Source organism: Pseudomonas sp. Root401, assembly GCF_001425105.1.
Classification (GTDB): domain Bacteria; phylum Pseudomonadota; class Gammaproteobacteria; order Pseudomonadales; family Pseudomonadaceae; genus Aquipseudomonas; species Aquipseudomonas brassicacearum.
Window position 1 is genome coordinate 38,762 of the sequence record NZ_LMDO01000016.1, and the last position, 22,315, is coordinate 61,076.

Here is a 22,315-nt window from a genome sequence, read left to right on the forward strand (position 1 = left end):
CTTTATGGTCCGGCCATGGGGGGCACCTGCGTGAGTTAAACGTTGTTAATTTTTTCGGAACCGGCGTGTTAAAAGCCCGCTTCCGTGGCGAAGGAGCTTGCTCCCGCTGGGCTGCGCCCATAGGAGCGGTGTAGGAGCGGTGTAGGAGCTGTCGAGTGCAACGAGGCTGCGATCTTTCCCCAGACACTTGAATCTCAAGCGAAAGATCAAAAAGATCAAAAAGATCAAAAAGATCAAAAAGATCAAAAAGATCAAAAGATCAAAAGATCGCAGGCTTCGCCAGCTCCTACAGAAGCCCAGCGGGAGCACGCTCCCTCGCCACAGGTTCGGCGGCTGGAATGCTGGGAGTAGAGCCTGCGCCGTTGCGCTTGACGCAAAACCTGAGGAATATGCTCGGGTAAAGCCCAGGCACCGGGACCAGAACATTGAGAGCAACATGAGCCAATACCTCAGCCTGCCCGTCGAACAGACGGTGCGTTTCGGCCCTTACCGGGTCCATCCTCGCCAGCGCCTGGTGCTCGAGGGTGGGCAACCGTTGCGCCTGGGACGGCGGGCCGTGGAAATTCTGCTGGTGTTGCTCGAGCACGCCGGCGAGGTGGTGAGCAAGCAGCAACTGATCGCCCGGGTCTGGCCCAGGAGCGTGGTGGAAGACACCAACCTGCGCGTGCACGTCGCGGCACTGCGCAAGGCCCTCGGGGATGGCCAGGCCGGGCAGCGCTACATCGTCACCGTGGCGCAACGCGGCTACAGTTTTGTCGCGCCGCTGTCATTCGAGCCGTTCGACCAATGGGCGCATATTCCTCATCCGTCCTTGACGCGTAACCTGCCGCTGCAACGCACGCGCATGATCGGACGCCAGGCCCTGGTGGAAAACCTGGTGGCCCAGCTACCGCGAAAACGCTTCATTACCCTGGTCGGTACCGGCGGCATCGGCAAGACCACCGTTGCCCTGCGGGTCGCTGAACGGCTGATCGGCCAGTACCGTGATGGCACGCATCTGCTGGACCTGGCATCGCTCAACGACGCGGCCATGATCGCCCCCAACCTGTGCGCATTGCTCGACCTGCCACTGCAGGACGGTGATCCGCTGGACGCCATCGCCCGGCAGCTCAGGGAGCGGCATCTGCTGCTGGTGATCGACAACTGCGAGCACCTGATCGACGCCATCGCCCAGCTCAGCGAAACCCTGCTGCGCGGCGCCCCCCACCTGCACATCCTGGCCACCAGCCGTGAAGGCCTGCGCGCCGAAGGCGAACACGTGCAGCGCCTGGACGCCCTGGCGTTCCCGCCCCGGGAAATGCCCATCGAGGGCTGCCCTGCCCTGGAATACCCGGCGCTGCAACTGTTTGCCGAACGGGCGATGGCCAGCCGTGACGACTTCGAGCTGAGCGACCACGAGGTGCCGTTGGTGGTCGACATCTGCCAGCGGCTGGACGGCATTCCCCTGGCCATCGAGCTGGCTGCCGCGCAAATCGGCCGTTTCACCCTGGAGGAGCTTCACCGGCAACTGCAAGACAGCGTCGCCCTGCTTCACAACGACACCGACGCCGCTCCGCGCCAGCAAACCCTGCGCGCCACGCTGGACTGGAGCTTCGCGTTGCTCACGACCTGCGAGCAGACCTGCCTGCGGCGGCTGGCGGTGTTCATGGGCAGTTTCAACCTGGCCTCGGCCGCCGCGGTGATCGTCGGCCAGCATGTCGCGCCCGACCAGGTGCTGGTGTCGGTCAGTCAGTTGGTCGCCAAATCGCTGCTCAATGTCGAGATCGGCGATGAAGAGGTGCGCTATCGCCTGCTGGACACCACCCGCCGCCATGCCTTGGAGCAACTGGCCGAAGCCGGGGAGCTGGCGGTCAGCCAGGAGCGCCACGCCGAGCGCTGCCTGGCGCTCATGGGGCAAGCGGAAAACGATTGGGAAAACACCCCCACCCGCCTGTGGATCGCCCGCTATGCCGACTATCGCGACGACATCCGCGCGGCGCTCGACCGAGGCTTGGGCCCGCAGGGTTCACACGCCGTAGCGATCCGCCTGACCGCCCGTACCCTGCCCCTCTGGCAGGAACTGTCGCTGCTCAAGGAACACGGCCTCTACGTCAACAAGGCCCTGCAACTGTTGCGGGCCAGCCCCGCGCCATGCCCGCGCTTGACCCTGGCTCTGGAGCTGGCCCACGCCAGTTTCAGCTACCACACCGAGGGCGGCACGCCGGCCACTGTTCGTGCCTTCGCCACGGCCCGGCAACTGGCCCGGCAATGCCAGGACCTGGCCAGCGAGCTGCGGGCCGTGTCCGGGCAAATGACCGTCGACCTCAGTTGTGGTGACTACCAACAGGCCCTGGCACACAGCCGGGATTTCGACCGGTTGGGTTTGCAGGGCGACCCGACCCTGTCCTTGAGCACCCAACGCCTGCGGGTGCTGGCGTTGCATTTCACCGGCGACCAGCGCGCGGCGCGGCGCGAAGCCGAACAGGTGATCCAGCGCCTGGCCCAGAGCGGTCACCTCAGCCGCTTCAGCCACGGCTTCGGCGTGCAATACGATCAGAGCGTGGCCGCGCTGACGGTTCTGGCGCGCATCCTCTGGCTGCAAGGTTTTGCCGAGAAAGCCCAGCGTACCGCCAACCTGGCGCTGCAGATCGCCGTGCAAATCAACCACGGTATTTCGATCTGCTACACCTTGGCGCTGGCCGGTTGCGTGATCGCCCACTACACCGGCGATTATCCGAGTGCCCGGGAAAGGCTCGACCTGTTGAAGCAGCAGGCCAAGAAACATTCGGTGATGCTGTTCCATGACTGGGCTTGCCATTACGACCACGCATTCGACGATCAGTCCCTGGCAACACGCCCGACAAATGGCTTGATCCAGGACATCGCCGTCACCCTGCGCAGCGACTTCGTCAGCCCGGCGCAAATCGAACGGGCCCACAGTGGTGCCGCGGGCTGGTGTTCGGCGGAGATCCTGCGGGCCGGGGCCGAGACCTTGCTGGCGCGCAATGAACCGTCCCTGGAAGAAGCCGCCGAAGCGCAACTGCTGGCCGCCCTGGGCATCGCCCGTCGTCACCAGGCCCTGGCCTGGGAACTGCGCAGCGCCACGTCCCTGGCCCGTTTGTGGCAGCGCCAAGGGCAAGCGCATGCCGCGCAGGCACTGCTCGGGCCCGTCTATCGACGCTTCACGGAAGGTTTCGAGACCCCCGACCTATTGGACGCCAGCGCGCTGCTCCAGGCGCTGACTTGACGGTTGGGGCCCTGAGCGCCGGACTTCCCAAGCATCTTGCAGCACGTAACGCCGATGAAACACAGGCCACTGACCACTGCGCCGCAGTTTGTCCATGGCATAGGCGCGAGTGGTGTGGAGTAGATGGAAGCGCCCTCCTTCGGCAAGCGGTTCGACCATCAGCAGTGACACGCTCACCAACCGCGACAACAGCGAGGGTAATTGCCCGATACTCAGTTCAGCGCAACTGATCACGGCCAGCGCCGCCTTGAGCGTAAACGGCCCCTCGAATACCGCCAGGCGCTGAAATGCGGTTTGTTCGTCAGCGCTCAAACGCTCGAAACTCGAATCCAGCACCGCCTCCAGGCTGCGGTGCCGGGCCACCGCCGTACGCCGCCCGTGGCTCAAGAGGGATAAACCGTGATCCAGTTGTTCCAGGACGCCGGCCACTCCCAAGACATCAACCTGGGCCGCCGCCAGTTCCAACGCCAACGGCAATCCGTCCAGGCGCTGGCAGATCTGTGCAAGCGTCGACCAGTCGCGGCCACCCGGTTTGAAACCCTGCTGCCGGGCGCCAACCCGCTCGATCAGCAACTGCACCGCCGGGCATGCCTCGATCTGGTGCTCCAGTTCCAGGGGCGACGCCACGGCCAGGCCCGACAGTGACACAATTCTCTCATCCGGCAAGTCCAAGGGTTCGCGACTGCTGAGCAGCAGCGACACCCCGGACGCCGCAGCCACTGTCTGGACCAGCTCCCGACAAGCGTCGAGCAGGTGCTCGCAACCGTCGAGCACCAGCAACATCCGACAGGGTTCGAGGCAGCGGGCCAAAGCACCCTGCTCCACGCCCAGCACGCTGGCCACTTGCGCCACCACTTGTGAGGGATCGCTGGCGGCCGCCAGGTCAACGAACCAGGCACCGTCCTCAAAGTGCTCGAGCAGCAGCTCCGCCACCCGCAACACCACGGTGGTCTTGCCGACGCCGCCGGGGCCGGTCACGGTGGTCACGGATTGACGGGGCACTTGCGCCAGTAACCGTCCCAGGACTTTGTCGCGACCCACCACCGGGCTCAAGCGTGCGGGCAGATTGTGCCGCTCGGTTTGGGGGCTGAAAGGCGACTCAACGCGCTCCTGCGCCACCAGGGGCGGCGCAAGGCAATAACCTTGCCGAGGATGATTGAGGATATAGCGAGCGCCGCCCCGCCCATCACCGAAGGCCCGCCGCAGCGCCGCGATGTGCACCCGCAGGTTGATGGCCTCCACGACACTGTCTGGCCAGACGTGGGCGATGAGTGCTTGCTTGCTGACGTAGTGGCCGGCGTGCTCCACCAGCACCTGCAGGACGTCCAGGGCACGGCCGCCCAGCGCAAGGGGCTGGCCGTCACGGGTGACTAGCCGCTGCTGCCGGTAGAAGGCAAACGGACCGAAGCCCACCGCCGGCTCGCTATCGGGTTTGACGAAACTGTTCATGGGCGATCCAGCGCCGGATAACCGGTGCGAGCGTCAGCGTGCGGATCACCGAACACGTCTGCCCTGGCTCCTGCGCATCCTTTCCAAAGGGTTCGCCGTTATCTTGGCAGGCGCAGGCCTCAGGACAATGCTGGCACAGGGAGCGCCACGGACATCACGGTGCCCTGAACGGACACCGATGGCTCAACTGAACTGCTGGCGATACTGCACCGGGGTCAGGCCGAGCTTTTCACTGAACAAAAATCGCATGTGCCGCACACTGCCGAAGCCACTGCGAAACGCCACGGTCTTGAGCGGCAGGTCGGTGGTTTCCAGCAACTGACGCGCCCGGTCGATGCGCGCGCCCTGCAGGAACTCCATGGGTGTCATCTTCACCTCACGGGCGAAGACCCGGGCGAAATGCCGCGCGCTCATGGCGGCCAGCGCGGCCATGCGCTCGATGGTGAAGGGTTCTTCCAGATGTTCCATCACATGATTCTGCACGCGGGTAATGGCCGACTCTTGCGTCGACACCGCCGCCACCGAGGGGCTGAACTGCGCCTGTCCACCCTGGCGTTTCATCACCACCAGCAACACCTTGGCCACGTCCAACGCAACTTTGCGGCCGTGGTCTTGAGCGACGATGGACAGGGCCAGGTCGATCCCGGCGGTGACGCCGCCGGAGGTGATCAGGCGCCGATCCTGCAGGAAGATCTTGTCGGTTTCCACCAGCGCCTTGGGGAAACGTTGTATCAGGCGGTCGGTGTAATGCCAGTGGGTAGTGACGTGATAACCGTCGAGCAAACCCGCCTCACCGAGCACAAAAGCCCCGGTGCAGATGGAGCCGTAGCGCGCAGCCCGTTGCGCCGCCGCCCGCAACCAGATGTGCAGCCCCGGATGCTGGTCGTTATAGGCCCCCGGCCCGCCCGGCACCAGCAACACGTCATAAGCCGCCCATGCCTGGTCGATATGGATATCGGCCTGCACCATCACGCCGTTGGACGCCCGCAATGCCCCGCGCTCGGTTCCCAGGGTCAGCAATTGATAACGCTGATCCGCGGCGAGGTAACGATTGGCGATGGAAAACACCTCCATAGGCCCGGCCATGTCGAGCAGCAAAAAATCCGGGAACAGCACCATTGCAATGGTTTTCATCGGGGATACGCCAAAAAATCCAGAACTTGTAGATGTCCCATGTGGGAGCGAGCCTGCTCGCGATAGCGGACAATCAGTCAACACAAGCGCAAGCTGGACCGACGCTATCGCGAGCAGGCTCGCTCCCACAGGTTTTATAGCTTCAAAGTCTCAGCATTATGTCGAAGCGAAGCATCAGCCGGTAGGCATTCTCGATTGTCAACCCAAAGCAGACAGTCTTTCGTTTTTAACCTGCTTATTGAACATATGGATAACCATTAACCTTCTTCTGAACCCGGCGAACGGCCCAGCCGTCGCCCACAGACATCAGGAGAATTGATCATGCTGACCCTTCGCAAAGCTTCGGATCGCGGCATTGCCCGCCACGGCTGGCTGACCTCGTTCCACACCTTCTCGTTCGCCAGCTACCGTGACCTCAACGAACAGGGCTTCTCCGACCTGCTGGTCATCAACGATGACCGGGTCTCCGCCGCCAAGGGTTTCGGCCAGCATCCCCACCGGGACATGGAGATATTTTCCTATGTGCTCGAAGGGGCGCTGGAACACAAGGACACCCTGGGCACAGGCTCGGTCATCCGCCCAGGTGACGTGCAGTTGATGAGCGCCGGCAGCGGCGTGGCCCACAGCGAGTTCAACCATAGCGCGGACGAGCTGGTGCACTTCCTGCAGATCTGGATCGTGCCCAACGTCAGCGGTGCCACGCCACGCTACCAACAGGAGCATTTCAGCAGCGAGCAGAAACGCGGTCGTCTGCAATTGATCATCTCCCCCGACGGAGCCGACGGCTCGCTCCAGGTGCGCCAGGATGCACGGGTCTACGCCGGGTTGTTCGATGGCCAGCAAAGCGCCACCCTGACCCTGGCACCGGATCGCTATGCCTACGTGCACGTGGCACGAGGCGCTGTCGAGCTCAACGGCATACCGTTACAGGAAGGTGATGGCGTGCGGGTGCGCGAGGAGCAAGTCCTGACCTTCAGTAACGGCCAGGATGCCGAAGTGCTGGTGTTCGATCTGCGGCCGCAGGAACTGCCACAGATGCCATGACGCAACCTGTAGCCCTTGTGGGAGCGGGCCTGCTCCCACAAGGGTTATCTTGCGCAATGAACGAAGAAAGACGCGAAAGTCCTGAATCCATGGTCAATGACGTATTTCAGGCGAAAAACATCTAAAAAAAGTCAGGCATCCTGAAGAATCCAGGCTTTGATAATGGAGGGTGGCGCCTTTGGAGAGATTCACTGGGCTGCCTCAAATGCGTTGGTCTGTTGCCACGAGCCAGATCGACCTATAAAGTTCCCTAAACGACGTCGTTTCTGATCAGTGGTCCAGGCAAAATATCCAAACGTAAATTGACCCAATGCACGCGCCAAGGCAAAATGATTTCACTTTGCCATTGATTCTCCTGACTTGCTTATTCACGGAAGAATGCATGAAAACCGTTATATCCCTCGCGTTACTCTCTATTGCGTGCAGTGCGGCCGCGGACGTCCAGAACATCAAGTACCTCTACGATGATTCGGATGCCGTGTACTCGATCGTTTCTTTTGTCGACAGCGGTTCTGCCATCCAGGCCACCGTACAAAGATCGGGCGCTTACTTCACCAACTACACAAAGCTCGAACTCGACTGCGCCACCCGCAATGTTCGGCACATGGGGATGTACAACAGCCTTTCAGCGGTGGAAAAAGCTCAGTTCGACCAGATGGAAGGGCGAATCGTCGATGGCTCGATAGCCGACGAAGTTGGAAAAGTGCTCTGCAAGGACACAACCCTGACCGCTTCGCAAGCAGCGAAGCAAACTGAAGACCAGCCCAAAAAACAAACAGGCGATAACACCTGATTTATGTCCGTAGCGCGGAGCTGTGCAGGAGCAGCTCCCACGCTAAAGCGCGGCAACACCCTCCCCACCCTGACAACTCATCTCTGATTTGCCAGCGTCTTCATCGCACGGTTAGTTTGCGCTCCGATTTCGAGCGATAGCTACCAGGCGGCACACCAAAGAAATCCCGGAAACGACGCTGGAAGTGCGGGGAGCTGACGAAGCCCGTCGCCACGGCGATTTCGGTCACGGATCGATTGGTTTGCTGGATGAGCTGGCGGGCACGCGTCAAGCGCAGTTCCAGGTAATAGCGTGTGGGAGTCGCACCGAGAAAACTGCAGAACCGCCGCTCCAACTGCCGCTTGGAAATCTTGACGCACGCCGCCAGCTCATCGATGGTCAACGGCTCTTCTACGTTTTGCCACATCAATTCCAGAGCCAGCTTGAGGCTTTCCGGCAGTGTCGGGTCGGTCTCGACAAAAACCGGCGGCAAGTCCGTCGCATCATCGCCGGACTCATCACAGCGAAGAATTTCCTCGATGGCACCCACGAGCGCCGCCCCGCCCGTCTGGCGAATCAATTGGAGCATCATGCGCAGCGAACTGTTGGCGCCCGCGCAACTGACCCGCTCCCGATCAACCACATAGGCCCGACTGGACACCTTCACATGGGGAAACACCTCCGCCATCATGGCGCGGCTTTCCGGGTGGACAGCGCATTCGAAACCGTCCAGCAGATTGGCATCGGCCACGAAGAAGGCACCGTTCCACAACCCGCCCAGGATCGCCCCGCACGCCGCGTTGGCGCGCAGCTTGCGGCGCAGCAAGGGATGACCTTGCAACTTCACGCGAAAGCCCCCGGCGACGATCAGCACGTCCTGGTTTTCCGGCATCTGCGCCAGTTCGATGTCGGTCGAGATGACAATGCCCAGGTCGCTCGTGACTTGCCCACCTGAAACCCCCACCGTCAGCACCTCGTAGAGGGGCATGTCGCTCATCAGGTTGGCGGTCACCAGCGCATCCACCGCACCGGTGAAGGACATCATCGAGAAGTTGTCCATCAATACAAACGCGACGCGGATCGGCGCCTGGCTGGCGGGTGCCGCGCCGAGTGGTCGATAAGCCATGTTCTTGTTTTTGAGTACGCTCTCGAATGCGCTTGGCATAGGGCCTCGTTAATACATTAAAGACGATGAGGATTTGCTGCACGAGGGTGCCTTGAACCCCAGGGCGAAGGCGCAGGGCAAACCACGTTATCTTCCAGACTAGTGAAGCCGACTGCAATCGCACCTGCGCCGTCTACCGATCATCCCGCGCCAAAATGGCAAGCCTCAAGTGCCTACGACTTTGGTCGATACACTGGCAGTAGGCATGGGTGCTTTTCCCTTAAGAGACTCGTAACGCCAACCACTGCTGTTTCCGCCATCCAAACACTTAAAATATCTCGCGGGAGAAGTCATGAATATCAAACAGAAGCTGACATGGGCGTTCGCGGCCATCGCCTGCCTTCCGGTTATCCTGGTGGCGGTGCTGGTCGTGCTGAACCTGCGCGACGCCGCAAAAGCCAACTTTCTAGACAGCAGTGGCCGTGAAATCCGCCAGATCGACAACGGCATGAAGCAGTTCTTCGATGGCATCATGCAGAACGTCGAATTCTTCGCCAAGGATCCACGGATCGTTGCAGCCAAGGACCTGAAAAACTATTCCGGTGCCGACGCCGCACAAACGCCTCTCCCCGAGAACAACAAACAACTCCTGGATATTTTCGACCGCTTCGCCAAGAGCCATCCGACTACCGCCTACCTGTCTCTGGGCCTGGCGGACGGTGGCTACGCCAGTTGGCCGGATGATCCGAAGATTTCCAACTACGATCCACGCGTGCGCCCTTGGTACAAGGCGGCCGTCGCCAATCCGGGCACCACCGTGAAGACCGATGCCTATTACTGGGCGCCGGACGATGTGTCGCTGATCGGCATCGTGCACACCGTCGCCGATGCTGGCGGCAAGCTGGTGGGCGTGGTCGGCCTGGACGTATCGCTCAAGCAGCTCACCGAACTGGTCAAGAACATCAAGCTGGGTGAAAGTGGCTACCTGATGCTGGTCGAAGCCAACGGCAACGTCCTGGTGGACCCCGCCGATGCCAAGCACAACTTCAAGCCCCTGGCCGACCTGGGCCCCAACTATGCCGAGCTGGCCAAAAGCAGCGATGGCGTGACCCAGATCGAAATCGACGGCATGCCCTACATGGCCAACGTGGTCACTTCCAAAGGCCTGGGCTGGCGCTTCATCGGCCTGATCAAACGCGATGAAGTGATGGCCGAGGCTTCGAGCCTGACTTGGCTGATCGCCGCCATTGCTGCCGTACTGGCTGTGGTGTTCGCTTTGGTAGGCGCCAGTTTCGCCAGCGTGATCGTGCGGCCGATTCGCGGTGTTGCCAACGGCCTGCAGGAAATCGCCGAAGGTGAAGGTGACCTCACCCGCAAGCTCTCCGTGCAAGGCAAGGACGAAACGGCCACCCTGGCGGGCTGGTTCAACCAGTTCCTGGGCATGATCGCGCAACTGATGCAGCGCATCGGCAGCGCCTCTTCCGACCTGCAAACTGCCGCAGCCGATACCAGCCACGTGGCCCAGAACATGAACGACGCTGCCGGGCGCCAGCGCCAGGCCGTGGAGCTGGTGAGCACCGCGTTCAACGAAATGGTCGCCACCGCCAACGAAGTGGCCCGCTCTTGCAGCCAGGCCGCCTCCAGTGCGGACGAAGGCTATCGCGATGTACACGATGGCCAGCATCACATCGGCGAAGCCACCGGCAGCGTGATGAAACTGAGCGACGACCTGCAAAAGTCGACCCAGACCATGCAGGCGCTGGAGCAGGACAGCAAGAACATCAACACCATCCTCGACACCATTCGCTCGATCGCCGAGCAGACCAACCTGTTGGCCCTCAACGCCGCCATCGAAGCCGCGCGGGCTGGCGATCAAGGTCGCGGGTTTGCCGTAGTGGCTGACGAAGTCCGGGCGCTGGCACGGCGTACAGCTGATTCCACCGGCGAGATCGACAGCCTGCTGGGTAACCTTGCTCGGCGCACCCAGGAAGTCACCCAGCAGATGCAAAGCAGCCTGCAGGTGTCGCAAACCAGCGTCGAGCGCATCCAACAGGCCCGCGACAGCTTCGACAAGATCCGCAACTCGGTGGACTCGATTCGCGACCAGAATACGCAGATCGCCACGGCGGCAGAGGAACAGCACCAGGTGGCCGAAGACATCAACCGGCACATCGCGCAGATCCATGCCGATGCCCAGTTGGTCGAGGAATTCGCCCACTCGGCGCAGACCGGCTCGGGGCGTCTGACGGATATTTCCGGGCAGCTCAAGGGTTTGGTGGGGCGCTTCAAGTTCTAAACCGGGCTTACGTCCACTGAAGATCAAATGTGGGCGGGCTTGCTCGCGAATGCGTTGTCACAGCCAATGAATATGCTGGATGTGCCGGCCTCTTCGCGAGCAAGCTCGCTCCCACAGGGAACACTACCCTTTCGCTTTGATCGCATACATCCCACCGGCAATCACCAGACACGCACCCACCACCGTCCAGGTGTCTGGCAGCTCACCGAATACCAGCAAGCCAATCAGCGTGGCAAACACCAGCAGCGTGTAGTTGAACGGCTGAAGTGTGGCCGCCGTTGCATACTTCAACGCCTGGAGAAATAACAGCTGGGCCACCACGCCTGTCGTGGAAAGCACCGCAATCAGGCCCCATTGCATCGGGCTCGGAGCCACCCACCCGGGAAGGCCCAACAAGGTGATGGTGATCGCGCCGAAGAACCCCATGTAAAGCATGTTCGTGGCGAACGAATCATGTTGGCTGATTCGACGAGTCAGCACGCTGAAGACCGCGAACCCCAAGGCAGACAAAAGCGGGATCAGTGCTACAAGCTCGAAAACACCGGTGCCAGGCCGAAGGATAACCAGCGTCCCCGTGAAGCCTATGGCCGCGGCAACCCATCGACGCACACCGATGAACTCACCCAGGAACACCCCAGCCAACGCCAGAGTCATCAACGGGAACACCGCATACAGGGCATGCATTTCAGCCAACCCCAGATAGCGCAACCCCAATCCAAACAAGACAATTTCGCCCACCCCAATCAGGGAACGGATGACCTGCTGGTAAGGGTGGCGGCTTCGACAGGCCGTGCGCAGGCTTCCCTGATAGACGCTATAGCCGACAGCAAAAGCCAGGAATACCCAATAGCGCACCATGACGAGCTGGGCGACCGGGAGATCCTTTACCAGCACTTTGGTGACACCATCCTGGCTCGCAAAGATCAGCATGGACAAAAGACACAACGCGATGCCTAGCCGAGGCCGCGGCGCATCATAATCACGCACCATGTACACCGCCCTTGGCCGATGCCATCGGGGCGGTATCGTCAAGCAGACCGTTATCTGCGCGCCGTCGCGCGGTGCTATGGCGCAACGTATCCCTCTCCAGCGCCTCGACCGCTACAAATGCTTCAACGCCGGCCCCGGCTTCCACTTTTTCAATGAAATTCAAAATCGCCTTCTTCATGAACCAGTGAGAAGTGCGATCCAACTGGGCCGCCGCCGACTTCAGCCTGGAACGTGTTTCCCCATCCAATTTGATGCCCATTGTTGTTACCGACATAACTCAGCCTCTGAATGAATCAAGCCCCATAAAGCAAGAAGTGGAACGCTCGTCGATCTCATTGCATGAATACAAGAAGGCGGATTGAAGACAACGCCCCCCGCACCAGGACTCCACCACGCCATGTCCTCCCGATACCAGTCACCCGGCGAAAGAACGAGATAGAACTCGGCAGGCGGATGTTGGTGATAGGGGTAGCTGGTCTCGGGCATCATCAGCGCCAACCCCAAGGTCAAGGTGGAACATTCAAATAGCGCCCCAGGGCCGGCGATCATCCCGTGGCGATGCCGCTCCACGAAAGCGCTGTCCTGGTCGGCCCGGGCTTGGCGGTTTATCCAGGGAAGATGGGGCAAGAGCGTGCTCAGCGCAGCCAGTATCGATATCAGGTCATCATCGGTCCTGGGCGCAGCGTCGAGCGCTTCGGATAAATGGCGCTCCAAACACCGGGGCAGCGCATTTGAAGTCTGCGCAGTCTTGCTGATATGCCATTGGGCCGTACTTAGAGACGCGGCATGTGCTGGCGCCTCATCGCAACCGCAGCCCGACAGGACACCCTGAAGCGAACGCCTGAGCGACTCCCCGCTACGGATAATGTCCTGATCCCACGATGGATCTTCAGTGCTGTTTATCATCGCTTTCGATCCCATTTCCCGAGCAACATATCGAACTGGCTTACAGACGGCTCAGCTGTTCCAACAGGTCAACGGGAACACTGATCCCATCATTCTGTGCGGTGAGCGTTGAGTGTTGCCGTTCCCATCCCGGCCTGTGGACGCCCATCTGCGTCAGGCGGGTCAGTTGGCTGGACAGTCGCTGTTCAAACCCGCTTGAAAAGAATGCCGGCGCCAGGAGCAGGATCAACAGGCCACAGCCAGGCGTCTGGGTTCCTTGATCGAACGCCGGTGAATCCAACGACCAGTTGGCACCTGTGAGTCTTGCTCTTGGCACCAGGAACGGCAACCAGCGCCGGCCCGTTTGCGACCGCCAACGCAATCAGCCCGGCCTGGGCAAACCGCAACGTGTAGTCACCCAGCTCGCCACTGGTGAAACTGTTGCACTGGCTCAGCGTGGCCATGCCATTGGCGTGCGCGGCATGGCACAACGAATCGAAGCATCGATCTACGCCAAGCTGGGCAATTCCGCCTTGGGCATCGGACTTGAAGATAATCGCGCCAGCGCGGGAGATGCGTGGTTCGGCACGTGGATTGATTCGTCCGGAAGAAAAGCCCGGCAAGTAATCGGCGAGGTGCCGAAACCCCACGGCCTGGTTACCGCGCGCTTGCGCCGCTACGGTGGCGTGGGCCAATGAGTTGGCAACCGCGGCTGAGCAGCCCTTCGCTTCACAGAGATGCTTCACCCAGCCGACCGCCTCATCCAGGGTAAAGCGACGATAGGCTGTGGTTTTCAAGGGTATCGCCTGAATGTTCGTTCGATGCATCCGATGCCCTTCACGCAGGACATCGGACTGCAACTCAACTATTGAATAGCAGCAGCCACTACTGGGACGGTGTGGCGGAGGCGGTCTGACTGCCGAACATCGCCTCGAAGCGAGGCTTGTTGGCGGCGTAGTACTCTGCAACGACCTTGTCTGCCGAACTGTCACGAGCGGTCGACATCAACTTCTCAAGGTCAGCCTTGGGGATCTTGAAGTTGGCGAAGAACCGGGCGACATCGGGGTGTTCGGCACTGAAGCCTTTGCGGGCAACCGCGTGAATTTGTTCGGCACCACCGAAAATCTGCTTCGGATCATCCAGGTAGCGCAGCGGCCACTTGGCGAACATCCAGTGCGGACTCCAGGCGTTGATCAACGACCATTTGTCACGCTTGAGGTTGCGATCCAACTCGCTCAACATCCCGGACTCTGAAGAGGCGACCATTTTGTAACCATCAAGCTTATATTCCTTGATGGCCTTTTCCGTCAGTTTGTACTGACCATTGCCCACTTCCGACGTCAGGATCTTGCCGCCGAGTTTTTCCCGTACTTCAGGCTTGTTGAGGTCTTCGACACTGGCGATCTCACTGGTAGGAATGGACGTTGGCACCGCCATGCCGATCCGACCTTCATACAGCACGCCGAGGTCTTCGAGCTTGTCCTGGTATTTGTCGTAGAACGCCTTGTGAGTGCTCGGCAGCCAGACCATCGGAATCAAGTCGATATTGCCGTTGGCCAGGGCCTGGAACTGAATGCCAATATCGGCGAGTACCAATTTGACCGGTTGCTTCAAGTGGTCGCGCAATGCCGTATCTGCCAGCTTTACAGCGATTTCCGTATCCGACCAATTCACCCATCCAATACGGATAGGCGTGGGTTCCTCGGCGTGAGCCGTCAGGCTACCGGCGGCCATCGCCAGGCCTGCAAGCCAGCCGATACAAGTTTTACTGGATAACGTAATCATGGTGCATCTCCGCGTACTGTATTAATAGTTATTGGCAGGGCAGCAGAAGAATTAACTCCCCTCATAAAAGCAGAGTGCCATTACACCCTCAAGGGATTTTAAGTTATGCATGGATAAGTTTTAGTTATACGAAAACCCTCATGTATTCAGGTCGTTCGGCCCTCCTCCGCCATTTGGCGGAGCTTATAAATGTCAGTACTCACAATGCTTTTTCGAGCGCCGGCAAGGCCTCGAACAAATCCGCCACCAACATGTAATCCGCCACCTGGGCAATCGGCGCCTCGGCGTCCTGGTTGATCGCAACAATGACTTTTGAGCCGCTCATGCCCGCCAAATGTTGAATGGCGCCGCTGATACCCGCAGCGATGTAAAGCTCTGGCGCGACGATTTTCCCCGTCTGCCCGACCTGCAAATCATTGGGGGCAAACCCCGAATCCACTGCGGCACGCGAGGCCCCTACGGCACCACCGAGCTTGTCGGCCACACGCTCGATCAAGGCGAAATGTTCCTTGGATTGCATACCGCGGCCACCGGAAACAACGACGCGGGCGCTCGACAGGTCGGGTCTTTCGCTGGCCGTCAGTTGTTCGCTCACGAAACGCACGTTGCTTGCGCTTTGCCCACCCTCCACCGCCGCCACTTCGCAACGATGTTCATGGGACAAGGCCTGGGCGAACGCCGAGGCACGAACGGTAAGCAACTTGATCGGGTCAAGGGACTGCACCGTGGCGATGGCATTGCCGGCATATATGGGACGCTGAAAAGTGTCCGCCGAAACGATGTGGGTAACGTCGGACAGCATGCCGATATCCAGGCTGGCCGCGACCCGCGGCAACACATTGCGGCCCATGCTGCTGGCGTCGGCAACGACGTGCGTATACCCCTCGACCACCAGTGAAGTGATCAGCGGTTGGGCATTTTCAGCCAGGGCGTTTTCGAACATCGCACCTTGTGCGAGCAGCACCCGGTCCAGCCCCTGGGTCAACGCCGCCTGTTGCGCCACTGCCGACGCGTCAGTCCCGCCCATCACCAGTAAATCCGTCTCGGCCCCCAGCGCCATGGCGGCGGTCACGGCACTCCACGTACCCGCCGTCAGCTGACCTGCACTGTGCTCGGCGATCACCAATGTGCGCATCAAATCACCCCCGCAACGTTTTTCAATTTATCCACCAGCTCGGCCACCGAACCGACGTTGATGCCCGCTTTGCGCACCGCCGGCGGGACGACCCCTAACAATCGAGCGTGTTCCTTCACGCTCGCGCCCAAGGTGTCAGCAGCAATGATTTCCAGCGGTTTTTTCTTGGCTTTCATGATGTTCGGCAACGAGGCGTAGCGCGGTTGATTCAGGCGCAAGTCGCAGGTCACCACGGCCGGCATGGCGAGGGCGAGCACCTGGCTGCCCCCGTCCACCTCGCGCTCGACCACCCATTGCCCGTCGACATGATTGACCGCTGAGGCGTAAGTGGCCTGACCGCTGCCGATCAACTGCGCGACCATTTGCCCGACCTGGTTGTTTTCCTGGTCGATTGCCTGTTTGCCGAACAGGATCAGTTGTGGCTTTTCCTGATCGATCACTTTGCTCAGATACTTGGCGACGTTGAGCGGCTCGAGTAGCGCACTCGTCTCGACCAGCAGCGCCCGGTCCGCACCGAGTGCCAATGCCGTGCGCAGTTGTTCCTGGGCGGCCGAAGTGCCCACCGAGACCACCACCACTTCGGATACCTGCCCCTTCTCCTTGAGGCGAATCGCCTCTTCCACCGCGATTTCGCAGAAAGGGTTCAAGGCCATTTTCACGCCATTGAGTTCAACGTCTGAACCGTCAGCCTTCACCCGGACTTTCACATTCGGGTCGATGGCGCGTTTTACCGCAACGAGCACTTTCATAGTTCTTTGCATAGCCCCCTTGCACTCTGGATCGATGCGGGATGACCGACCGGATACACCGGATCCCCCCTGTTTCGACTGGATGGTAATCCTGGTTTTTCCACCACGCAAGAAAAATGTACACCTGTGTCTCAATCGTTGACACACATGAACATTCGACATACCGTTATGTCAAACCAAGCCTGATGTTCTGTTCCCGGAGCGCAACACCATGTCCAGCGATCCTCTGCTGCAGCCCTATAAGATCAAACACCTGACCCTCAAAAACCGGATCATGACTACCTCCCATGAGCCCGCTTATCCTGTCGACGGCATGCCGAAGGATCTGTACCGCGCCTACCACGTCGAACGCGCCAAGGCCGGTGTGGCGCTGACCATGACGGCGGGCTCCGCCGCCGTTTCCCGGGACAGCCCGCCGGTGTTCAACAACGTGCTGGCGTACAAGGACGAAGTGGTCAAATGGATGAAGGACCTGACTGACGAATGCCACGAACACGGCGCGGCGGTGATGATCCAGCTGACCCACCTGGGACGGCGCACACGCTGGGACAAGGCCGACTGGCTCCCAGTCGTATCGCCTTCCCATCGTCGCGAAGCGTCCCACCGGGCCTTCCCGAAAAAGATGGAAGAATGGGACATCGACCGGATCATCAAGGATTACGTGGACGCCGCCGAACGCATGAAGGCCGCCGGTCTTGATGGGTTGGAATTGCAGGCCTACGGGCACCTCATGGATCAGTTCTGGTCGCCACTGACCAACGATCTCGATGGCCCCTACGGTGGTTCGCTGGAAAACCGGATGCGCTTCACTTTTGATGTGTTACGCGGCATTCGCCAGCGTTGTGGCGAGGATTTCCTGCTCGGGGTGCGCTACACCGGTGACGAAGACCTGCCCGGCGGCTTCGGTGCCAGCGATGGCCTGCAGATCTCCCACATGCTCAAGGACAGTGGGCTGGTGGACTTCCTCAACGTCGTTCGCGGGCACATCGATACCGATGCCGGCCTCACCGACGTGATTCCGATCCAGGGCATGCGCAACTCGCCACACCTGGATTTTGCCGGCGAGATTCGTTCAGCCACCGGTTTCCCGACGTTCCATGCGGCCAAGATCCCGGACGTCGCCACGGCGCGACACGCCATCGCCTCCGGCAAGGTGGACATGATCGGCATGACCCGGGCGCACATGACCGACCCGCACATCGTGCGCAAGATCATCGAAAAGCGCGAAGAAGAAATCCGTCCCTGCGTCGGCGCCAACTATTGCCTGGACCGCATCTATCAGGGCGGAGCTGCGTATTGCATCCACAACGCCGCCACTGGCCGCGAAACCACCATGCCCCACGAAATCCCCAAGGCGTCGGTCAAGCGCAAGGTGGTGGTGATCGGCACCGGCCCGGCGGGCCTGGAGGCGGCACGGGTGGCCGGGGAACGTGGCCACGACGTCACGGTGTTCGAAGTGGCGGATCAGCCCGGTGGACAGATCCGCTTGACCGCGCAGAGCGAGCGTCGCCGCGAGATGATCAGCATCATCGACTGGCGCATGGCGCAATGCGAACGGCTGGGCGTGAAGTTCCAGTTCAACACCTGGGCCGAAGCCGAGACCGTCATGGCCGAGGCGCCGGACGTGGTGATCGTCGCCACCGGCGGTTTGCCCCATACCGAGGTACTCAAGCACGGCAATGAACTGGTGGTGTCGACCTGGGACATCATTTCCGGCGACGTCAAGCCCGGCCAGAACGTGCTGATCTTCGACGATGCCGGCGACCATGCGGCGTTGCAGGCGGCCGAGGTCATCGCCAACAGCGGTGCGAAACTGGAGATCGTCACGCCGGACCGGTCGTTTGCACCGGAGGTGATGGCAATGAACCTGGTGCCTTACATGCGCAGCCTGCAAGACCTGAACGTCACCTTCACGGTCACCTATCGGGTCGACTCCGTGGAGAAGCGCGACGGTCAGTTGGTGGCCAACTTCGGCAGCGATTACGGCCAGGTGCACAAGCAGCGCGTGGTCGATCAGGTGGTGGTCAACCACGGCACCCTGCCCCTGGACGATTTGTACTTCGAACTGCGCCCGCATTCGAGCAATAACGGCGCGGTGGAACAGCACGACCTGATCGCCGGCAAAACCCAGAATATCGTGACCAACCCGCAGGGTCGTTTCCAGCTGTTCCGGATCGGCGACGCGGTGTCGGCGCGTAATACCCACGCGGCCATCTACGATGCGCTGCGGCTGGTCAAGGACATCTGAAGTCACGCCCCTGATCCTGGATCAGGGGCCATTTTTCCTATTCGACACGAGGCTCTTACATGTCAGCACAGACCTTGAAATCAAGGGCTGCGGTCGCATTCGCGCCCAATGAACCGTTGCGGTTGGTCACCATCGATGTAGCGCCGCCCAAGGCCGGTGAAGTCCGGGTTCGCATCATCGCCACTGGCGTTTGCCATACCGACGCTTTCACCCTTTCGGGCAGCGATCCCGAAGGCATTTTCCCCACGGTGCTGGGGCATGAGGGCGGCGGTGTCGTCGAGTCCATCGGCGAAGGCGTGACGTCGCTGCAAGTCGGCGACCACGTGATCCCGCTCTACACCGCTGAATGTCGGCAATGCAAATTCTGCCTCTCGGGCAAGACGAACCTCTGCCAGGCCGTCAGGGCCACCCAGGGCAAAGGCTTGATGCCCGATGGCACCTCGCGTTTTTCCTATGAAGGCCAGCCGCTGTTCCATTACATGGGCTGCTCGACTTTTTCCGAATACACGGTGCTGCCGGAAATTTCCCTGGCGAAGATTTCAAAAGACGCGCCGCTGGATCAGGTTTGCCTGCTCGGCTGCGGAGTGACCACGGGGATTGGCGCGGTACTCAACACGGCAAAAGTCGAAGCGGGTGCCAGCGTGGCGATCTTCGGGTTGGGCGGTATCGGCCTGGCCGCGATCATCGGCGCAAAAATGGCCAATGCCGGGCGCATCCTGGCCATCGACATCAATCCAGCCAAGCGCGACGTTGCCCTGTCATTGGGCGCAACGGACTTCATCAACCCCAAGGACGATGACCGCCCCATCCAGGACGTGATCGTCGAACTCACCGACGGTGGCGTGGATTACTCCTTCGAATGCGTCGGCAATGTGCAACTGATGCGCGCGGCGCTGGAGTGCTGCCACAAGGGTTGGGGCGAGTCGATCATCATCGGTGTGGCCGGTGCCGGCCAGGAAATCAGCACCCGCCCGTTCCAGCTCGTCACTGGTCGCGTATGGCGCGGCAGTGCCTTCGGCGGCGTGAAGGGCCGCACCGAACTGCCCAGTTATGTAGAGAAGGCCAGCCGGGGGGAAATCCCGCTGGAAACCTTCATCACCCACAACATGCCCCTGGACAAGATCAACGACGCCTTCGAGTTGATGCACACAGGGCAAAGCATTCGCACCGTCATTCATTTCTGAGTGTCGGTCGATCGTCCAACTACCCCATAGAAAGGAAACCAAGATGTCTGTTTTTACCCATGTCACCGTCGGCACCAACAACCTGGCAAAAGCACGTGCGTTCTATGACGCCACCTTGAAGGAAATCGGCCTCAAGCGTGTTGCCGATCTCAGCGATGCCGGTTCCATCTGGGGCGTCGATAAGCCTTCGTTCTTTGTACTCAACCCGGCCAATGGCAGTCCGGCGACCATTGGTAACGGTGTTACGGTGAGCTTCGAGGCACCGAACCGTGCTGCGGTTCTGGCGTTCCATACCGCTGCATTGGCGAACGGTGGCGTATGTGAAGGCCTGCCTGGGCCGCGCGGTTGGGCGGACAGCGCCTATGCGGCTTATGCTCGGGATCTGGATGGGAACAAGCTGGCGGTGTATTGCTTCAAGGCTGAATAGGATTTTAGGTTGGCTTGAGGAAAACGGCGCCTTTCGTTTTTGGAGGAGTGCCGTTTTTTATCTGGGGGTGGGGTTGCTCGCGAAAGCGGTGTCACAGTCAATGAATATGTTGGATGTGCTGGCCTCTTCGCGAGCAAGCCCGCTCCCACAAAGGGTTTGTGTTGGGCATGGATGTTGTGTCCGCTGAAGATCAAATGTGGGAGCGAGCCTGCTCGCGATGCGGTGGTGACCGTTACCCGCCCCCGATCGTTTTATCAGGCTTGAAGCCCCGTGCGGGCAACCGCGGCACCTGCCTGCAACGCCCTTCCAATCTGCTCTTCGAAATGCCCCTGGGTCATCGCCTGCAAAGCGGCGGCTGTTACGCCCCGGTAGGCCACCAAGGTGTCGATCATCTGCTGGGCATCACGGCTCGCCAGCAGTTGGCTGCTGTTGACCACGACATTTTTCGCGGCAAGCTGCGCGATATCACCAGGTATACCGGCCAGCATCGCCTGATTGGCCAGCGCCGTCATCAACAAGGCCGGAAAGGCCGGGCCGGTGCCTGAGAGTGCAGAGAGGTAATCAATGAAGTCCTCTGCCTGGACTTCAGCAGCGGTGCCCACACATTCAAACAAGCGCTGCACCAGGATTTTCGTCGTCGCCTCTACCCCGCCCGAACAATACCAGGGCGTAAAGGACTGCTCGATTTCCACCGCCGCATTGGGCATCGCCCGTACGACTGCCGACGACATGCTCTGTGTAGCAATTGCCTGTGCCGTGATGCCGGCCATCAAGGAGATCACGGTTTTGCCCGTCGCATTGATGTTCAAGCTGGCGAACTGCTCGGGGCGAACCGCGATGATCACGACGTCGCTGCGATCCACCAGGTCCTGGTTGTCCGTAACCAGGCTGGCACCTTGTTGGACCAGCGGATGGTTTCCCGAACGATTGGAAATGATCAGGTTTCCCGACGGCACCAGTCCCTTCGCCAAGACCGCCTTGGCAATCGCGCCGCCCAGCCAGCCGGTTCCGCCAATGATCCCCACGGTCTCATTGATCATCGCTGTTGCCTTCGAACGTGTCCGTCAAGGGGACAAAGACACCAGGTTCTTTTTCGGCATAGCCGAACTTCCCATAGAAACGGTCCAGCTCACGCTGCTTGGGGATTTTGCCGGTGAAGATGCTCACGTAATGAGGAATGCGCTGGAAACGCACGGTAATCAGCTCACTCGTATTCATGGTGATATAGCCGATTTGAGTCAGATAAATCGTTCGGGCCCGGGTATCAGCTCCCTGGCTGTCATAACCAAAGCGCTTGAACATGTTCGCCAGGGCGTTCATTCGCTGCTCGTCTACCGCAGCGACCTCTTGGGCCACTTCAGCGGACTGCAGCGCCCAGCTGCGCACGGCAAACTCGAACTGCGAGTCGAACAATTGCGGGTTGAGCCAGCACTCGAACACATTCAGGATCGCCTCGGAGATGCTTTCGGCATAGCTTTCACATTGCCGGATCAAGCCCCCCGTATTCGTCTCTCGCCAACGCGACAGCAACGCCGCCAGCAGTTGCTCGCGATCCTCGAAGAACCAGTAGAAGCTGGTGCGTGACAAGCCCAGGCGCTTGGCCAGCGGCATGACCCGAACCGCATCGATGCCCGATTCCTTCAGGACCTCGTAGGCCGCTTCCAGCCAACCCTCCGGCGAGCCCCGCCAGCCTGCGTCCTGAGCCTTGCCGCGTGCCTTCCCTACCTGGGGCATCTTTTCTTACCTTCTTTAAAACAATGCGTAACGCGAATGTACTCGGATGACCGTCGAATGTACACATGAGTACATTTGATTGACTTTTTCGCCTGAGAAGTGGTGAATAATTAATGATAAAAACTCATGAGACACTGACATAAAATGGTTTG

Annotated in this window: 19 protein-coding genes and 1 pseudogene; 8 read left to right on the forward strand and 12 right to left on the reverse strand. The window is 60.3% G+C overall.

Annotated features, from left to right (window positions below; genetic code table 11):
* The first annotated feature begins 436 nt into the window (after nucleotides 1–436).
* Nucleotides 437–3,226: an ATP-binding protein gene (locus ASC85_RS14890; RefSeq protein WP_057450035.1), complete on the forward strand. Its 2,790-nt coding sequence runs from the start codon at nucleotides 437–439 to the stop codon at nucleotides 3,224–3,226.
* Here ASC85_RS14890 and ASC85_RS14895 read toward each other — a convergent pair.
* Nucleotides 3,188–4,675 carry an ATP-binding protein gene (locus ASC85_RS14895; RefSeq protein WP_057450036.1) on the reverse strand — a complete coding sequence of 496 codons (1,488 nt, stop codon included), beginning with the start codon at nucleotides 4,673–4,675 and terminating at the stop codon, nucleotides 3,188–3,190. The two genes, ASC85_RS14890 and ASC85_RS14895, sit on opposite strands and share 39 nt — an antisense overlap.
* 183 nt (nucleotides 4,676–4,858) lie before the next feature.
* Nucleotides 4,859–5,809: a GlxA family transcriptional regulator gene (locus tag ASC85_RS14900; RefSeq protein WP_057450038.1), complete on the reverse strand. Its 951-nt coding sequence runs from the start codon at nucleotides 5,807–5,809 to the stop codon at nucleotides 4,859–4,861.
* Nucleotides 5,810–6,130: 321 nt separating this feature from the next.
* Here ASC85_RS14900 and ASC85_RS14905 point away from each other — a divergent pair, with 321 nt between their 5' ends.
* Nucleotides 6,131–6,853, forward strand: a complete 723-nt coding sequence (locus ASC85_RS14905; protein ID WP_057450040.1) for a pirin family protein — start codon at nucleotides 6,131–6,133, stop codon at nucleotides 6,851–6,853.
* 382 nt (nucleotides 6,854–7,235) lie between these two features.
* The gene (locus ASC85_RS14910; RefSeq protein WP_057450041.1) at nucleotides 7,236–7,646 is read left to right on the forward strand and encodes a hypothetical protein; all 411 of its coding nucleotides are present in this window, start codon (nucleotides 7,236–7,238) and stop codon (nucleotides 7,644–7,646) included.
* 100 nt (nucleotides 7,647–7,746) lie between these two features.
* On the opposite strand, the gene ASC85_RS14915 is transcribed toward ASC85_RS14910, so the two are convergent.
* Complete coding sequence (locus ASC85_RS14915) at nucleotides 7,747–8,790, reverse strand: GlxA family transcriptional regulator (RefSeq protein WP_057450043.1); 1,044 nt, start codon at nucleotides 8,788–8,790, stop codon at nucleotides 7,747–7,749.
* A 292-nt stretch (nucleotides 8,791–9,082) separates the two neighbouring features.
* On the opposite strand from ASC85_RS14915, the pseudogene ASC85_RS33830 reads away from it, so the two are divergent.
* Nucleotides 9,083–10,165: pseudogene (locus tag ASC85_RS33830) on the forward strand (HAMP domain-containing protein); the annotation flags it as partial.
* 93 nt (nucleotides 10,166–10,258) lie between these two features.
* The gene (locus tag ASC85_RS33835; protein ID WP_371914652.1) at nucleotides 10,259–11,026 is read left to right on the forward strand and encodes a methyl-accepting chemotaxis protein; all 768 of its coding nucleotides are present in this window, start codon (nucleotides 10,259–10,261) and stop codon (nucleotides 11,024–11,026) included.
* A 123-nt stretch (nucleotides 11,027–11,149) separates the two neighbouring features.
* On the opposite strand, the gene ASC85_RS14925 is transcribed toward ASC85_RS33835, so the two are convergent.
* The 7 genes from ASC85_RS14925 to ASC85_RS14955 all read right to left on the reverse strand — a co-directional run bounded on the left by ASC85_RS14925 (nucleotide 11,150) and on the right by ASC85_RS14955 (nucleotide 16,570).
* Nucleotides 11,150–12,016 (reverse strand): DMT family transporter, encoded by an 867-nt coding sequence (locus ASC85_RS14925; RefSeq protein ID WP_057450047.1) that lies wholly within the window; start codon nucleotides 12,014–12,016, stop codon nucleotides 11,150–11,152.
* Nucleotides 12,006–12,275, reverse strand: coding sequence for a transcriptional regulator (locus tag ASC85_RS14930; RefSeq protein ID WP_177343172.1), 270 nt, complete (start codon nucleotides 12,273–12,275; stop codon nucleotides 12,006–12,008). Before ASC85_RS14930 ends, ASC85_RS14925 begins: the two co-directional genes overlap by 11 nt.
* Before the next feature lie 5 nt (nucleotides 12,276–12,280).
* Nucleotides 12,281–12,937 (reverse strand): dimethylsulfonioproprionate lyase family protein, encoded by a 657-nt coding sequence (locus tag ASC85_RS14935; RefSeq protein ID WP_057450050.1) that lies wholly within the window; start codon nucleotides 12,935–12,937, stop codon nucleotides 12,281–12,283.
* A 170-nt stretch (nucleotides 12,938–13,107) separates the two neighbouring features.
* A complete protein-coding gene (locus tag ASC85_RS14940; RefSeq protein ID WP_236712358.1) occupies nucleotides 13,108–13,698 on the reverse strand; it encodes an Ldh family oxidoreductase in 591 nt (196 codons plus the stop codon).
* 88 nt (nucleotides 13,699–13,786) lie between these two features.
* Entirely contained in the window at nucleotides 13,787–14,686 is a 900-nt protein-coding gene (locus ASC85_RS14945; protein WP_057450052.1) for a glycine betaine ABC transporter substrate-binding protein, read from the reverse strand.
* A gap of 199 nt (nucleotides 14,687–14,885) precedes the next feature.
* Nucleotides 14,886–15,821 (reverse strand): electron transfer flavoprotein subunit alpha/FixB family protein, encoded by a 936-nt coding sequence (locus tag ASC85_RS14950; RefSeq protein WP_057450054.1) that lies wholly within the window; start codon nucleotides 15,819–15,821, stop codon nucleotides 14,886–14,888.
* On the reverse strand, nucleotides 15,821–16,570 hold the full coding sequence (locus ASC85_RS14955) for an electron transfer flavoprotein subunit beta/FixA family protein (protein WP_046064932.1): 750 nt from the start codon (nucleotides 16,568–16,570) through the stop codon (nucleotides 15,821–15,823). The genes ASC85_RS14950 and ASC85_RS14955 overlap by 1 nt, the downstream gene beginning before the upstream one ends.
* Before the next feature lie 211 nt (nucleotides 16,571–16,781).
* Here ASC85_RS14955 and ASC85_RS14960 point away from each other — a divergent pair, with 211 nt between their 5' ends.
* From ASC85_RS14960 to ASC85_RS14970, 3 genes are read left to right on the forward strand one after another with little or no spacing between them, the layout of a single operon-like run.
* On the forward strand, nucleotides 16,782–18,818 hold the full coding sequence (locus ASC85_RS14960) for an NADH:flavin oxidoreductase (RefSeq protein WP_057450056.1): 2,037 nt from the start codon (nucleotides 16,782–16,784) through the stop codon (nucleotides 18,816–18,818).
* Nucleotides 18,819–18,877: 59 nt separating this feature from the next.
* Nucleotides 18,878–20,002 carry an S-(hydroxymethyl)glutathione dehydrogenase/class III alcohol dehydrogenase gene (locus ASC85_RS14965; RefSeq protein ID WP_014337635.1) on the forward strand — a complete coding sequence of 375 codons (1,125 nt, stop codon included), beginning with the start codon at nucleotides 18,878–18,880 and terminating at the stop codon, nucleotides 20,000–20,002.
* 43 nt (nucleotides 20,003–20,045) lie between these two features.
* A complete protein-coding gene (locus ASC85_RS14970) occupies nucleotides 20,046–20,429 on the forward strand; it encodes a VOC family protein (protein ID WP_057450057.1) in 384 nt (127 codons plus the stop codon).
* A 254-nt stretch (nucleotides 20,430–20,683) separates the two neighbouring features.
* Here ASC85_RS14970 and ASC85_RS14975 read toward each other — a convergent pair whose 3' ends face one another.
* Nucleotides 20,684–21,469, reverse strand: coding sequence for a pyrroline-5-carboxylate reductase family protein (locus tag ASC85_RS14975; RefSeq protein ID WP_057450060.1), 786 nt, complete (start codon nucleotides 21,467–21,469; stop codon nucleotides 20,684–20,686).
* Entirely contained in the window at nucleotides 21,459–22,163 is a 705-nt protein-coding gene (locus ASC85_RS14980; RefSeq protein ID WP_057450062.1) for a TetR/AcrR family transcriptional regulator, read from the reverse strand. The genes ASC85_RS14975 and ASC85_RS14980 overlap by 11 nt, the downstream gene beginning before the upstream one ends.
* Nucleotides 22,164–22,315 lie beyond the last annotated feature (152 nt).